This window comes from Nocardia tenerifensis NBRC 101015 (assembly GCF_000308715.1).
Lineage (GTDB): Bacteria > Actinomycetota > Actinomycetes > Mycobacteriales > Mycobacteriaceae > Nocardia > Nocardia tenerifensis.
Genome location: NZ_BAGH01000370.1, coordinates 24711 through 39094, shown reverse-complemented (window position 1 = coordinate 39094; position 14384 = coordinate 24711). Strand labels below are relative to the sequence as shown.

14 protein-coding genes and 1 pseudogene are annotated in these 14384 nt (G+C 69.5%); 4 read left to right on the top strand and 11 right to left on the bottom strand.

The features are described 5' to 3' along the window. Positions 1-272 (top strand): annotated as a pseudogene (locus ON39_RS29305) (hypothetical protein); the annotation flags it as partial. A 35-nt stretch (positions 273-307) separates the two neighbouring features. On the opposite strand, the gene ON39_RS29300 reads toward ON39_RS29305, so the two are convergent. From ON39_RS29300 to ON39_RS29280, 5 genes are all read right to left on the bottom strand, one after another. After that, positions 308-853, bottom strand: coding sequence for a hypothetical protein (locus ON39_RS29300; RefSeq protein ID WP_085998280.1), 546 nt, complete (start codon positions 851-853; stop codon positions 308-310). Next, on the bottom strand, positions 850-1986 hold the full coding sequence (locus ON39_RS29295) for a hypothetical protein (RefSeq protein WP_040739195.1): 1137 nt from the start codon (positions 1984-1986) through the stop codon (positions 850-852). Before ON39_RS29295 ends, ON39_RS29300 begins: the two co-directional genes overlap by 4 nt. A 47-nt stretch (positions 1987-2033) precedes the next feature. Further along, entirely contained in the window at positions 2034-2453 is a 420-nt protein-coding gene (locus tag ON39_RS29290) for a FixH family protein (RefSeq protein WP_051187297.1), read from the bottom strand. Next, the gene (locus ON39_RS29285; RefSeq protein ID WP_051187298.1) at positions 2450-4108 is read right to left on the bottom strand and encodes a DUF8832 domain-containing protein; all 1659 of its coding nucleotides are present in this window, start codon (positions 4106-4108) and stop codon (positions 2450-2452) included. Before ON39_RS29285 ends, ON39_RS29290 begins: the two co-directional genes overlap by 4 nt. 184 nt (positions 4109-4292) lie before the next feature. After that, positions 4293-5183 (bottom strand): LysR family transcriptional regulator, encoded by an 891-nt coding sequence (locus ON39_RS29280; RefSeq protein WP_040739194.1) that lies wholly within the window; start codon positions 5181-5183, stop codon positions 4293-4295. Between the two features lie 82 nt (positions 5184-5265). Here ON39_RS29280 and ON39_RS29275 point away from each other — a divergent pair, with 82 nt between their 5' ends. Beyond that, positions 5266-6204: a Gfo/Idh/MocA family protein gene (locus ON39_RS29275; RefSeq protein ID WP_040739193.1), complete on the top strand. Its 939-nt coding sequence runs from the start codon at positions 5266-5268 to the stop codon at positions 6202-6204. Positions 6205-6225: 21 nt separating this feature from the next. Here ON39_RS29275 and ON39_RS29270 read toward each other — a convergent pair whose 3' ends face one another. Continuing rightward, the gene (locus ON39_RS29270; protein ID WP_063713405.1) at positions 6226-6891 is read right to left on the bottom strand and encodes a VC0807 family protein; all 666 of its coding nucleotides are present in this window, start codon (positions 6889-6891) and stop codon (positions 6226-6228) included. A 17-nt stretch (positions 6892-6908) separates the two neighbouring features. Continuing rightward, complete coding sequence (locus ON39_RS29265) at positions 6909-7535, bottom strand: TetR family transcriptional regulator (RefSeq protein WP_040739190.1); 627 nt, start codon at positions 7533-7535, stop codon at positions 6909-6911. Positions 7536-7630: 95 nt separating this feature from the next. Here ON39_RS29265 and ON39_RS29260 point away from each other — a divergent pair, with 95 nt between their 5' ends. Continuing rightward, complete coding sequence (locus tag ON39_RS29260; protein WP_040739189.1) at positions 7631-8407, top strand: alpha/beta fold hydrolase; 777 nt, start codon at positions 7631-7633, stop codon at positions 8405-8407. Here ON39_RS29260 and ON39_RS29255 read toward each other — a convergent pair. From ON39_RS29255 to ON39_RS29245, 3 genes are all read right to left on the bottom strand, one after another. Continuing rightward, positions 8404-8943 (bottom strand): DUF779 domain-containing protein, encoded by a 540-nt coding sequence (locus tag ON39_RS29255; RefSeq protein WP_040739188.1) that lies wholly within the window; start codon positions 8941-8943, stop codon positions 8404-8406. The genes ON39_RS29260 and ON39_RS29255 overlap by 4 nt on opposite strands. 37 nt (positions 8944-8980) lie before the next feature. Further along, entirely contained in the window at positions 8981-10504 is a 1524-nt protein-coding gene (adh, locus tag ON39_RS29250) for an aldehyde dehydrogenase (RefSeq protein ID WP_040739187.1), read from the bottom strand. A gap of 82 nt (positions 10505-10586) precedes the next feature. Next, positions 10587-11864, bottom strand: a complete 1278-nt coding sequence (locus ON39_RS29245) for a sigma-54-dependent transcriptional regulator family protein (RefSeq protein ID WP_246003045.1) — start codon at positions 11862-11864, stop codon at positions 10587-10589. Positions 11865-12008: 144 nt separating this feature from the next. Between ON39_RS29245 and ON39_RS29240 the strand changes: the two genes are divergently transcribed. Beyond that, positions 12009-13115: a lipase family protein gene (locus tag ON39_RS29240; protein ID WP_040739204.1), complete on the top strand. Its 1107-nt coding sequence runs from the start codon at positions 12009-12011 to the stop codon at positions 13113-13115. 2 nt (positions 13116-13117) lie between these two features. Here the strand turns inward: ON39_RS29240 and ON39_RS29235 are convergent, their stop codons facing one another. After that, positions 13118-14236, bottom strand: coding sequence for a TerD family protein (locus ON39_RS29235; RefSeq protein WP_051187294.1), 1119 nt, complete (start codon positions 14234-14236; stop codon positions 13118-13120). Positions 14237-14384 lie beyond the last annotated feature (148 nt).

Sequence of the window (14384 nt, the reverse complement as noted above, 5' to 3'; positions counted from 1 at the left end):
GCACCCGCGTCCGCAGTGTCGCCATCCGGGAGTTGGACAAGACCCGCGACGGGCACATCACCGTCCGCGTGCTCCCGCCGGGCCGGCGCATCCTCGCCACCGTGCTGGTGGACGAGCAGAGCGGCAACCGGCGCACCGAGATCGACAGTGCCGGAACAGTGACCGTCACTCTCGACCGGATCGCGACCGGTCGATCCGAGGACGCGGCCGCGCCGCACCCGGCCGTCGACCTGCTGACCGATCTACCGCCGGTCCGCTCCGCCGACACGTAGGCGGTCCTCCCCCGGAGGGGACTTCGACACAGGGCTCAGAGCGGAAGCGGCCGGCGGCCAGGCCGGAGGCGCCGCCACGCGACGGCGAGGAAGGCGATCAGGCCGAGCAGGGGCAGGGACGCGATCGTCCAGCTCAGCGGCAGCGGCGGGCCCGGCTGATCGAGGACGTGCACGCCGTCGAGGCTGCCTTCGCCGTGGCCGAGCGGGCCGTCGAGGGTGAAGATCAGGCTGTAGTCGCCGGGATCGTCGATGGCCAGGATGTCGAGTCCCCAGGACTCGCGCTTGCGCGGGTGGCGCACGAAAGGCGCGCCGCGCTTCCAGGAGTGGTAGGCCGGGCCCGACATGCGCAGTGTCCCGGTCTTGTCGGCGATGCCGCCCTCCGGCATGAAGGTGAAGTCGAGCGACTTCATCGCGCGGATGGGCCAGGTGGAGAAGCCCACGGTCATGACGTACGGGCCGACCTGGACGCGCTCGGTGTGCACGATGTCGACCGGGGCGTACGCGGCGGCCGGGGCGATCGCGACCAGCGACAGGGTGATCGCCGCGAGCACGGCGACGGCGAGTTTGCGCAGCGCGGTCATCGGGCGGCCTCCGTTGCGGGCGCGGGCAGCATGCGGACGAAGCGGCCGGCCAGGAAGCCGGCGAGCAGGCCGAGGGGGATGGCGACGAGCGTGGAGAGCACGACGATGTTCAGGGTGACGCGGGAGAAGAAGTGGACCAACTGTAGCTGGAGCGGAAAGGTAAGGCCGACAACGACTCCCGTCACCAGACCGGCCGCCGCCACGATCTTGTTCGGGTCGTTGCCGCGGGCGCGGGCCAACCAGAACAGACCCTCGACCGCGACGGCCGCGACGATCAGGAACATCGGCATGATCGCGGGCAGCGAGGGCGCGCGCGACCCGATGCCGTCGCGCAGCGGCAGCCCGAGCGCCGTGGCGTAGGCCTCCGCCGCCCACGGGGAGAACCACCACAGGAGCGCCTGCAAGGCGCCGAGCGCCAGCGCGATGGCGATGGCCGCGCCGGGGCGGGCCAGCGCGGCGGCGCCGAGCACGAGCAACAGCGGCCCGAAGAAGACGACGCCGAGAATCGTTGCGTCGACCGGCAATTCGAGATTGTCCAGCGCCTGGGTGAGGATCGGCGAGAACGTGATCATGATCGGGATGGCGAGGACGATCCCGGCTCGGCCCCAGCGCCGGTCGCGGTGGGCCGCGAAGACCATGATGCTGCCGATCATGGTGAGCGTGATGGACAGGAACAGCGCCACGTGCGAGGGGGTGTTCAGCACCGCGTCGAAGCCGTAGATCGAGTGCCACTGCAGATCGAGCAGGCCGTAGAGCAGGAACAGCGCCGCGCCCGCCCCGGCGACCATGTAGCCGAGCGGGGCCGTGAGGTTGCTGCCGAACACCCGGATGGGGGTGCCGCCCATCGCGGGCACCGGCCGTCCGGCGCGCTGAGCGAAGGTGGCGACGAGAACGACGGCGAGGCTGGCGAATCCGGACAGGGCGCTGCCGGAGTACAGGAACAGATGCGGCAGCGTGAAGAAGGTGTCGGGGCCGACGTCGTTGTGCCACTGGATATCCCAGCTGACGCCGACGAGGGTGACGGCGGTGCCGAGCAGCACGCCCCACGCGCCGACGCGGGCCGCGGTGCTGTTGTCCGACTTCGCCTGTGTGCCAACATCTTCGACAGTGTCGGCCGGTGCTGAACGATTCATGACGAGCGTTCCCTCCTCGATTCTTCGCCTGCTGCGGGCGGATGTTCTCAACCGCCGACCCACAGCGGCACGGTGACCTGGTCGACGGCGTTGTGCGCGTCGATGAGCAGGCGTAGCTCCCACGGGCCGGTCATCATGAGCGGCACCGACGCGGCGTGGAAGCGGCCGGGCCCGGAGGCGGCGGCCTGGACCGGAGTTCCGGCGTGACCCATCAAGGGCTGGTTCGCCTGAATTCGCACGGCCGCATGGTCGACGGGCGCGCCGTCGCGGTCGGTGACCGCGATGTCGACGGCGGTGTCGCCGAGCCGGAGACTGTCGATAGTGACGGTGACCAAGTGTTGGGGCGTACCGGTTTTCAGCACGACGGGTTCCGGCGGGCTCGGCCATACCAGCCAGCCGATGACGGCTACGACGATCACCGCGGCCGCGGCGGCGAGGGCGCGTCCACGGGGGAAGGCCGCGCTCATCGGTGCGCTCCCGGTGCGACGTCGAGCACGATAGGGACGGTGAGCACGGTGTAGTCGCGTTCGACCTGGATCCAGAGCCGGTAGCGGCCCGCGATCGGGAAGGTGAAGGTGAAGGGGGCGTCCGGTCCGTAGGCGGCGACGGTTTCGTCGGGTGGGCTCTCGCCGTTGACCGGTGGCATGAGCATGACTCCGCGCGCGGTGGTGCCGGTGTCGTGCTGCCCCGGCATGTCGTGTTCGCCGCTCATGCCCGGCATGTCGTGCCCACTGCCCATGCCCGGCATATCCTGCCCACCGCGCTGGCCCGGCAGGTCGTGCCTACTGCTTGTGCCGGGCACATCGTGACCGCCGCTCATATCCTTCATGTCGTGACCGCCGCTCATGCCGGGCATGTCCGGCATGGAGGTCGGCCCCATGGAGTGCGCGTGGCCCCACACCGGCGAGTTCGCCACGGCCGCGGCGATGTCCGAGCCGTCCGGGAGCGGCCCCGCCATGATCAGATGGCCGACCATGCCGAGCCACGGTTGCAGATCGGCGGTGTCGCCCACCTTCGCGGTGATGGTCGTCGGCTCGCCCGCCACCGCGTCCGTCGCTTCCACGGTGATAGAGGTGCCGTCGAGAACCATCGATGCGGATTTGTCGGCGCCGCCGAGACGCAGTGGGACGCTTGGCTTTACCGGCGGGGCCGCCGCATCCGGCAGCGCGACGAAACCCGATGGCGCGCGCACCATTTGGACGCCACCGCAGCGCCGGGCCACCTCGGCCGAGACCGCGTAGCGACCGGCCTCGGGAGCCGTCAGATGAATCCGGTAGCGGCCGGGCGCGACTCGAATGGGATGCAGGTGCGACAGTCCCCCGCCGGGAGCGACCACGAGCAGATGCATCAGCGCGCTGTCGTGCACGAGCAGGTCGTCCGCGGGCGCCCCGGTGGCCGCGTCGAGCACCACGAGATCGAGGTCGCCCGGCCGTCCTGCGGTCACCGAACCCTCGACGGTGAGCAGCACGGGCGGTCGCGAATAGTCCGAGATCATCGGTTGTTTCGGCGAGTACGGGTCGGTGACGGTGTCCACCGTGGGATCCACCTGCCCGCCGGGCTGCGGCGGCAGCGGCAACGACGCCGAGAGCAGCGCCGCGGTCACCGAGACCGCGACCCCCGCCACCATGCCGCCGGCCGGGAGCAACGCCCACGCGCTGCGCTCGGCCCGCACCGCGATCACCACCGAAACCGGAAGCAGCACACCGGCAACCACGAAACCCAGGTAGACGAGTCGCTCCGGCGGCGAGGTGACCTGCGCGGGCACCACGAACGGGATGCGCGCCACGCGCGCGCCGTCGTCGATGGCGAGTTCCCACGGGCCTGGCCGGTCCATGTCGAGGGTGGCCGAGTACATCCCCGGGGTGCCGCCGAGCTCGACGACGCCCCGCGCGGTGGGTGCGCCGGCGACGGGCAGACTCGAATCGGCTTGCGGCCCCGTCGGTGTCACCGCGAGGGCGAGCCGGCCGGGGGCGGTGCCAGCGTGCGTGACGACATCCACGCGCAGCGGGCCCGGCACGCTGGTCACCCGCCGCAGCACGATCGTCAGCTCCCGATCGCCGAGCGACTGCGCCACCGAGACATCCGCGCCCGCGGCCGCGGAATCGGCCGACGCACCGGCCATCCCGACCGTCGCGAGCAGCAACCACAGTCCCGCGACGAACAGGACGCGACGGCGAGCGGCACGGGCGACAGACACGGTGGCCAATATAGGTAAATGATCCCATGAGTTCATCACCTCCAGAGGGGATCCCCGCTACCCCGCTGGAGTGATGCCAAGATGGGTGAAGACCCGGAGAATGCCGCGCCTACCCGTGCTTCTCGGCCTCATGGCGGAGTAGGCCGAGGAGCGTGGACAGGGGCGGCTGGGACTCGGTGCCCGCCTTGACCACGACGGCGATCGCCCTGGTGGGAACCGGTTCGATCACCGGGCGGCACACCACCGACGCGGTGGGAACGACGGCGAGGGCGAGGCGCGGGATCAGCGTTACCCCGAGACCCGCGGCGACGAAACCGGCGGCGGCCGCGTAGTCGTGCGCCTCCACCGCGAAGTCGGGGCTGAAACCTGCCGCGCCGCAGGCCTTCAGCATGGTCTCCCGGCAGCGGGTGCTCGGCCATTCGTTGTCGACCCAGCGTTCCGAACGCAGCTGCCCCAACTCGATGACCTCCTGCGCGGCGAGTGGATGCTCGGGCGGCAGCACGGCGACGAAGGGATCGTCGAGCAGGTGCAGGACGCGCAGTCCGGCGGGCACACGAACGGTCTCATCGAGCACCATGATCTCCGCGTCCGCTAACTCGCTGTCGGACAGTCCTTTTCCCCACCGCAGCGCGACCCGCACCTCGGGATGCAGAACGCCGAGCCGCGATACGACGGGCGGCACGAGAACCGCTCCCGCGGTGGCGAAGTAGCGAATCGTCAGGCGCTGAGACTTTCCGGCGCGCAGATCGGCGAGCGCGGTCTCCGCGCGGGCGATCTCGTCCTGTATCCGGCGCGTGTGTTCGGTGAGGAGCAGTCCGGCCTCGGTGGGGCGGATGCCGCGACCGTGCCGCTCCACCAAGGGCATTCCGGTTTCCCGTTGCAGTGCGGCGATGTGCTGACTGATCGCGGACGGCGTGAAACCCAGCCGCGTGGCCGCTCCCTGGAGGGAGCCGTTCTCCACGACCGAGCGAAGCACTGTCAATCGATGCACGTCGAGCATGGCCGGATACTACAGTGGCACTTAACTGTCCGTAAGAAATCGTCGCTTGTGCTGTCTATTTTTGGCGACCACTCTTAGCGATATGCGAATTCGTTTGGGCATCATCGGGCTCGGCGCCATGGGTACGGAGATGGCCGAAGTCGCGTACCGGCATCCCGATTTCCAGGTAGTCGCGGTGGCCGACCTGAATCCGGCTGCGGTCGAGCGGATCAGCGTCCGGTACCCGGATGTCTCGACCGACCTCGACCCTTCCCGCCTGATCGAAGACGCTCGGCTCGACGCCGTGTACATCGCCTCACCGCCGGACACCCACGCGAGTTACGCGATTCCGGCGATGTCGGCGGGCAAGGCGGTGTTCGCGGAAAAACCTCTGGCAGTACGGTTTACGGACGGCTCGGCGATGGTCCGCGTCGCTGCGGCGACCGGTGCGGTCAACGCGCTGAACTTCACCCTGGCCGACCGTGCGGCCGCGGTCGAGGTCGGGCGGGCCGTCGACCACGGCGCGGCCGGTACGGTCGTCGGCGTCGATCTGCGATTCACGTTTCCGCAGTGGCCCAGGGCTTTTCAACGCGATGCCCACTGGGTCGCCGGGCGCGAACAAGGCGGGCTGATGCGCGAAGTCGGTTCGCACTACCTGTTTCTCACCGACCGCCTGCTCGGCCCCCTCACCCCGGCATTCAGCCGGACGCGCTACGGCAGCGGGTCCGAGACCTCCGCCGTCGGCGTCTATACGGCGGGCGAAGTTCCGATCACCGTCACCGGCAGGGTCACGGCGGCACCCGAGACGTACGAGTGGATCCTTTACGGCACCAAGCGTTCGTACCGGATCACCGATTGGTCGCGGCTCGAAGTCAGCGACGGCGGACCGTGGGCGGAGGTTGCGCTGAACGGTCCACACGGCAACGAGCACACCCGATTGACGACGTTCGCCGACGCGATGCGCGGACAGCCCACGACGCTGGCCGACTTCGCCGCGGGCCTGCGCGTCCAGCGCGCGGTCGAGCATTTTCATGCCTCCTGAACGCCTCGCGGGGAACAGCTTTCAGACCTTCAGCCCGTGCCTGGTGACGTAGATATTGTGAAAGGTGATGACGAGGGCGAGCACGACCAACCATTGCAAGGTGCTCACCAGCGGAATAGCGTCGAGCGGCAGGGTGTACGCGAGCACTACTCGTACCAGCGCGTCGAGCACGAAGGCCGCACCCCACACCGCGGTCAGCAAGCGCAGCTGACCGCGGAACCGAGAGTCGCTGTCCCAGCGCGCATCCCATTCCCGGTAGCCTTCCTCGCCGATCTTCGCGGTGACGATCGCGCGTGCCGTGGTGCGGATGAAGGGGCGCTGGGTCGCCAGGGTGGCCAGCACCCACAGGCCGAGCACGCCGAAGATCCAGCTGTCGCGCACCATCAGCGTGCGCGGGTCGCCTGTCACCAGCGTCATCACCGTGCCGACCACGATCATGGACAGGGTGAACAGCGCGAACGCATCCACGCGTCGCTCCCGAATCCCGTGGTAGGCAAGCAGTCCCACGATCAGCAGGGCCGGCGCGATCAAGGCCAGCCACGGGTTCACCCCGGCGGCGCGCAGGGCGTAGTAGCCGCCCAGGGGAATCACCAGCTCCAGGAGCAACTGTCGTAGGAGGTGGCGGCGGACGGCGGCGCGCTTCTGCTCCGGCGTCCGGTCGATGGTGGGCGCCTGCGGTGCGTTCATCTGGGCTCCAAGGTCTTTCATGATTTGCGGGTGGCGCGGTCGAAGAGGTCGGCAAGCTCGCGGGCGCACGCGGCGGGGTCGAAGCCGGGATCCTCGGCGGCGCGGGCGACGGCGGCGTCGCGCGCCGATCGGATGGCGAGCGCCATGACCACAGGGTCGAATTCGCGAAAGGCCCCGGCCCGCTGGCCTTCTCGCAGCCACTCCTCCTGGCCGCGCGCGATCTCGGCGACCTGCTCGATCAGGCGCACCGCATGCGGGTCGCCGGGACGCGCGTTGGCCACGATGCTGGCGAGCGCCCGTTGATGCCTGGGGTACTCGTCGAGCAGGGCCAGGTTGGCGGCGAAGTAGGCGCGCAGCACGGCCGGATAGCCCGCCTCGCGCTCCAGCTTGCCGACGACGAACTCCGTGTTCACCCGCACGATCTCGGTGGCGACCGCGCCGATCAGATCGCCCTTGCCGCGAAAGTGGTAGGAGATCATTCCGGTGCTGCTCAACCCCGCCACCTCCGCGATCTTCGCGAACGACGCGTTCGGCAGCCCGTGCTCGGCGACGACCTCGATCGCGGCCGCCACGATCTGCGCCCGCCGCCCTTCCTCGGTGAACGTACGCCCGGTTTGCTTGCCCGAGCCACTTCTTGCTTGCATGAGCAAAACCCTAGCCCGGTTTGCTTACCTGAGCAAGATATGCCGCAAGCCGCCCCTACTGTGGAGACAGATTTCGACGACAGGAGTCACCCGGTATGCGCCAGTACACGATCCACCACGACGGGGTCACGATCCCCGTGTCCCGCGACGGCGAGGGACGACCGCTGATTCTGTGTCCCGGCCTGCTCACCACCCAGGCCGATCTGCGCGAACTCATCGAGCTGCTGCGGCACGACTTCGACGTGGTGAGCTTCGACCTTCGGGGACACGGTCTTTCGTCGGCCGGTGACCGATACTCCTTCGACGCCTTCCTCGGCGACTTCACCGCACTGATGGCGGCCCTCGACCTGCCCGCGCCCCTTCTCGTCGGCCACTCGCTGGGCGCGGACCTGATCGTGCACTACGCCGCCGAACACCCCGACGGTTTCGACCGACTCGTCCTCATCGACGGCGCCAACCCGGTGCCCGAGCCCTTCATCACCGAGGCCGACCTCCCCGAGTTCCGCGCCATGTTCAACGACCCCGCCCTGCTCCAGGAGGCCGAGCAGGCCAAGGGCACCCCGCACCAGATCCTGCTCACCGGCCCCGACATCCTCGACCTGAACCTCGAGATCGACTCCGTGCGCGCCGAAATCCTCGACCGCTACCGCAAGTTCGACCGCCCCATCACCATGATCATGTCCACCTCGATGGCCGGCGACAGCACCGAGGGTCGCACCCTCTGGCGAAATCAGAACTGGCGCAACGGAGTAGACCGCCTCGTCCGCGAGCTGCCGCACACCCAGGCGACCTGGCTCGACGCCGGCCACGACCTGCTCCGCACCCACGCCTCGGACATCGTCCGAATCATCCGGGGCGGGAACGAGTCCTAGCTCGATGCCGGAGGGGCCGGCACCGGGCAGGCGTCGGCGGCCTCCGCTACCACCTGGGCGGCATCGGGGGTCGGCGGCCGGGTGCCGTCGGCGTAGGCGGATCCGGTTACCGGCGGCGCCGTTTCGAGTGCTTGGTTCTCCTCAGGCGTGAAAGCTCTTGCCCTGCTGAGAAAGCGGAGCCCTTCGGGCGCTTCGAGGCTGAACCCACCCCCACGGCCCGGGACCACGTCGATGACGAGTTGGGTGTGTTTCCAGGCCTCGAACTGGGATCCGGAGATCCAGACCGGGACGGCGTCGACGTCCGCGGACGGGAGATCGGCCGGTACCTCGCCCACCGTAAGGCGCAGATCGAGGATGCCGAGGAGGATGTCCCGATCGCCGACGATGAACTCCCCCAACGGATAACACATCGGCGACGACCCGTCGCAGCAGCCGCCGGACTGGTGCATCATCAGCGGGCCGTGCGCGTCGCGAAGGCGGCGCAACAGCGTCGCCGCCCCCGCGGTCGCGACCAGACGGGGCGGGGCGACGCTCACCGCCGCGCCCGTTCCCGCGTCGTCGTGCCGCCCGGCATCAGAAGAACCCCATGGCCTTCGGCGCGTAACTCACCAGCAGGTTCTTGGTCTGCTGGTAGTGGTCGAGCATCATCTTGTGGTTCTCGCGGCCGATGCCGGACTGCTTGTACCCGCCGAACGCCGCGTGCGCCGGGTACTGGTGATAGGTGTTGGTCCACACCCGCCCGGCCTGGATGTCGCGGCCCGCGCGATAGGCCGTGCCGCCGTCGCGCGACCACACGCCGGCCCCGAGCCCGTAGAGGGTGTCGTTGGCGATGGCGATGGCGTCGTCGTAGTCGGTGAACGACGTCACCGAGACGACCGGCCCGAAGATCTCCTCCTGGAAGATTCGCATGGCGTTGCGGCCGGTGAAGATGGTCGGCTGCACGTAGTAGCCGCCGTTCAGGTCTCCGCCGAGCATCGCGCGCTCGCCGCCGGTCACCAGCTGCGCGCCCTCGCCCTTGCCGATCTCGATGTAGGACAACACCTTTTCGAGCTGATCGTTGGAGGCCTGCGCGCCGATCATCGTCTCGGAGTCGAGCGGGTCGCCCTGGCGCACCGCCTTGGTCCGCAGCGCGGCCAAGTCGAGGAAGCGGTCGAAGATGTCGGCCTGGATCAGCGAGCGCGACGGGCAGGTGCACACCTCGCCCTGGTTGAGCGCGAACATGGTGAAGCCCTCGAGGGCCTTGTCCAGGAAGTCGTCGTCGGCGCCCATCACGTCGGAGAAGAAGATGTTCGGGCTCTTGCCGCCCAGTTCCAGGGTGACCGGGATCAGGTTCTGCGAGGCGTACTGCATGATCAGCCGGCCGGTGGTCGTCTCACCGGTGAAGGCGATCTTCGCGATGCGGTTGCTCGACGCCAGCGGCTTGCCCGCCTCGACGCCGAATCCGTTGACGATATTGACCACGCCGGGCGGCAGCAGATCGCCGATGATGTTCCACAGGAACATGATCGAGGCGGGCGTCTGCTCGGCGGGCTTGAGCACCACGGCGTTGCCCGCGGCCAGTGCGGGCGCCAGCTTCCAGGTCGCCATCAGAATCGGGAAGTTCCACGGAATGATCTGCCCGACAACGCCGAGCGGCTCGTGGAAGTGGTAGGCCACGGTGTCGGCGTCGATCTCCGACAGCGAACCCTCCTGCGCCCGAATGGCTCCGGCGAAGTAGCGGAAGTGGTCGACGGCCAGCGGGATGTCCGCGGCGAGGGCCTCCCGGATCGGCTTGCCGTTGTCCCACGTCTCGGCGACGGCGATCGCGTGGAGGTTGGCCTCGATCCGGTCGGCGATCTTGTTCAGGATCACCGCGCGCTCGGCGGGCGAGGTCTTGCCCCAGGCCGGCGCGGCGGCGTGCGCGGCGTCGAGCGCGAGCTCGATGTCCTCCGCGGTGGATCGCGCCACCTCGCAGAAGGTCTCGCCGGTGACGGGCGTCGGGTTCTCGAAGTACTGACCCTTGACCGGCGCGACCCACTGGCCGCCGATCCAGTTGTCGTAGCGGGGCTGGAAGCTCGTCGGGGATTCGGGCGAACCGGGACGGGCGTAGATGGTCATCGCGATGCTCCTAGTTTTCACGGCGCCCCCCCTGTGACCCACGACACTAGGACGCCAACGTTGCATCATCGTTGGGAGCGATTCAGCGACCGCCGAGTTCGCGATCGAGCATGGCGAGCTGGGCCGCCACCTGGGCATACAGCGAGGAGTTCCGGTCGAGCGAGGCCAGGTAGGCCGCCCACGCGCCGCGATCCTCGCGCCCGTCCACCGAGGCGATCCACCAGCCGAGGATGGCCGGGTCCCGCGAGGTGAGGACGGCGGCCCGCATGCGCGCGCGCAGCGATTCGCGGGCCCGCACGACGCCGGGAGCCCGTGCGGCGGGCAGCAATTGACCGCGGTACCCGGCCACCGCCCCGGCGATGTCGCCGCGGCGCAGGCTGCGCCGCAACTCCCCCACGTCCGAATCGAGCTCCGCCAGCAGCCGATAGGGGCGCGAGCCGAGCGTGTCGCCGCCGAGAATCCGGCGCAGGCGCGAGATCTCGGCGCGCACGGTGACCGCGTCGAGGTCGCGCTCGTCGAGCAGCACCGCGATGTGCTCGGTGCTGAGCCCCTCCGGGTGTTCCATCAGTAACAGCAGAATCTCGGAGTGCCTGCGCGACAGAGTGATTCGCTCGCTGCCGAAGACGAGCACGGGCTGCGGGCCGAGCAGCTCCACCCGCGGCGCGGTGTGTGTGCCCACCGGGTGCGCCCGCAGTTCGGACTCCGCGACGGCCACGGTCGCCTTGATCAGCGAGAGCACCTCCGGGGCCGCGACGCGCGGACCGCCGGTGATGTCGATCGCGCCGAGTATCCGCCCGGTCGCCGGATCGTGCACCGGCCCGGCGGCACAGCTCCACGGATGAACCACTCTGCTGTAATGCTCGGCCCCGAAGATCTGCACGCAATGATCAAGGGCCAGAGCGGTTCCCGGCGCGTTGGTGCCGACCGCGGCCTCGCTCCAGTCCGCGCCGTCCACGAAGTTCATGTCCGCGGCCCGGTCCTTGGCCGCGGAATCGCCCTCCACCCAGAGCAATCGGCCGTGCGCGTCGCTCAACGCGATCAGCAACCCGGTGTCCCGGGCGTCCTCGACCAGCAGGGTCTGCACGACCGGGCGGACCGCCGACATGGGGTGTGTGCGCCGATAGCGTTCCAGCTCCACTCCGGTCAGCGCGGTGCGGCCGATCTGGCGATCCGGGTCGATGCCGTTGCCGCGGCTGCGCACCCACGAGGCTTGGACCACTCGACGCAGCGTGGCGGGCGCCTCGCCCCGCTCGACGAAGGACTCGTGCGCGGCCGACACATCCGTGCCGACCTGCTCCGCGTCCTCGTCCGGGCGCAGCGCCGCCCACGGATTAGCCCGAGTATCCGCACCGCTGCCCACGCCCTCCATCCTCCTCGGCGAATCCGCCCCGATCAATGCGTCGCCGGCGCCCCCTGGGAGCAGGGGCTTCCCCTGAGCGCGCCGCCCGATTTCAATGAGGTACAGCCATCGATCGGAAAGGCGCTCGTGCTCGGCACTCTTCGCTTGCTTCTCGCGGTCGTGTTCGTCGCGAGCACGGTGACCGCGGGTGTGGCCGCGGCCGGACCGGATGAGCGGTCAGGGGATCTCGTTGCGGTCGACGGACTTCCGCCGGAGTGGGATGCCGGGGCCGGCCGAGTTCTCACCTACCGCACCGAGGACGCGCACGGCCGGCCCGCCCTCGCGCGCGGTCTGTTGCTGGTGCCCGACGGGCCCGCGCCCGCGGGCGGGTGGCCGATCATCTCCTGGGACCACGGGGCGTCCGGGCTCGGAAAAGCCTGCGGATTAACGTCTTCCGTCACCGCTCCGGTCGACCTGCCCTACCTGCGCAGGCTCACCGGGCTGGGGTACGGCGTCGTGGCCACCGACTACCTCGGGCTCAGCGCGGTGTCGGATCGGGTGCACCCGTATCTGAATACGCGCACCGAAGCGACCGCGACGATCGATATCGTCCGCGCGGCACGGCAGGCCGACGACGAACTCTCCGCCGACTGGGCTGTTTTCGGGGTATCGCAGGGCGGGCACGCGGCCCTGAGCACCGGCAGCCTCGCGGCGTCCTACGCGCCCGAACTGTCCTTCCACGGCACCGCGGCGCTCGCGCCCGGCTCACAGATCGATCGATTGATCGGACTGGCCGGACCGTACGTGCCGAACGGGCCGCTGCTGGACGACTTCGCGGTGCTCGCCGCCGCCATGCTCGCCGGGATGCGCGGCGACCCAGCGGGTTTCGATCTCGAGCCGTACCTGAGCGCCGACGGTCGGCAGGTGCTCCAAGCCATCTCCACCGAGTGCCAGCCGGGGTGGGCGCGGGCGCTCGGCGGCCGGCCGATGGGCGCGCTGCTGTCGCGTTCGCTGCACGACGCCGAGTTCGCCCGCGCCGCAGCCGAATACGCCGGGCTGCCCGCCGCCGGATACGACCGCCCGATCTTCGTCGCGCAGGGACTGCTCGACACCAGCGTCCCGTTGCCGATGACGCTCGCGCTGCTGCACGACTTCGACCGCGCCGGTACCCGGTACGAGTTCCGCACCTTCGCGGCGGACCACCAGGGCATCATGCGGGACGGTTTCGACGCGGGCGTCCGGTTCCTCCAGCGGATACTGCCGGCCGGCTAGGTCTACAGGTACGGGGCGACCTGCTCGGCCGCCTCGACGGGGTGGCCGGCCTGGATGGGCGCGCCGACGGTGTGGAACTTCCAGACGTCCGCCTCGCGCTGCACCTTGGCCACCACCATGCCGGTGTGCTTACCGCCGACGCGCAGATTGCCGCCGGTCAGCTCCACGTTGGTGGAGCCGTCGACCAGCCGCCAGAACGCGTTGCGCACCCGTTCGAAGGTGTGGCCCGCATACGAGGTGACGACGAAGACCACCGTCGACGCCTCCTCGGCGAGCAGGGTGAGGTCGACGTCGATCATCTCGTTGTCGCCGGTGCCCGCGCCGGTGAGATTGTCGCCCTGATGACGGACCGAGCCGTCTTTGGAGGACAATTGACCATAGAAAGCGGCGTCCACGAGTTCGCGGCCGGCGAAGACCAATGCGGACGCGTCGAGATCTATATCGGCTTCGCGCAGCCCGAATCGGCCGGGTTCGCGGACCGGGTCCCAGCCCAGCGCCATTTTCACGTGCGTCAATTCGGCGCCGTCGCGTTTGCGCAAAGCCAATTCTCGCGACATGTCGAGCAGGCTCGCGTCGAATGGCTCGGGCGGCTGATTCGGCGCAGGCGGTTTCGGCGTCCGCCCGACGGCAACCCCGTGCGCGGCGACGAGCGCGGCGAAACCGCTGTGATAGCCGTGGCCCAGCGGGCGCAGCAGCCACTCGGTACCGGCCCGGTCCAGGTCCATGGCGACGACCGTGGATTCTTCACCGAGCCCGTCGATGACGTACTCGCCCAGGCAGTTTCCCGCGGCATCGTCGATCCGCAGCTCAGGACCCGGATAGGCGCCGAGGCTGTCCTGCTGGTCGTCGAGGGCCACGACGATTCGCACATGGTCGATCCCCGCCGGGATCGCGCGCAGATCCAGCACCAGCGCGCAGGGCGCACCGGCCTCCCCCGGCATCAGCCGCACGCCCTCCCCGAGCGGCTGGTTGTAGAAGACGAGATCCGCGTCGGCCCGCACCACGCCGTCGGCGGTGAGCAGCAACGCGGAAAGGTCGACGGCCGCGCCGTGCCGCACCGAAACAATGATGTGCTCGGCGTCGAGCACATTTACCTGCCCCCGAGCCAGTCGCACGGTCATTCACCACACCCTACAAAGAACTTTTCGAAATACGGGTAGCGGCGCGCGCCGATTATGGCGGCGAATATTCGCGCCCCTTTCGGGCGTCGATCGAATTCCGGAATCGTCGCTGCCCCGGCGACCCGGCCACTGGCAGGCAGGGCTGCGA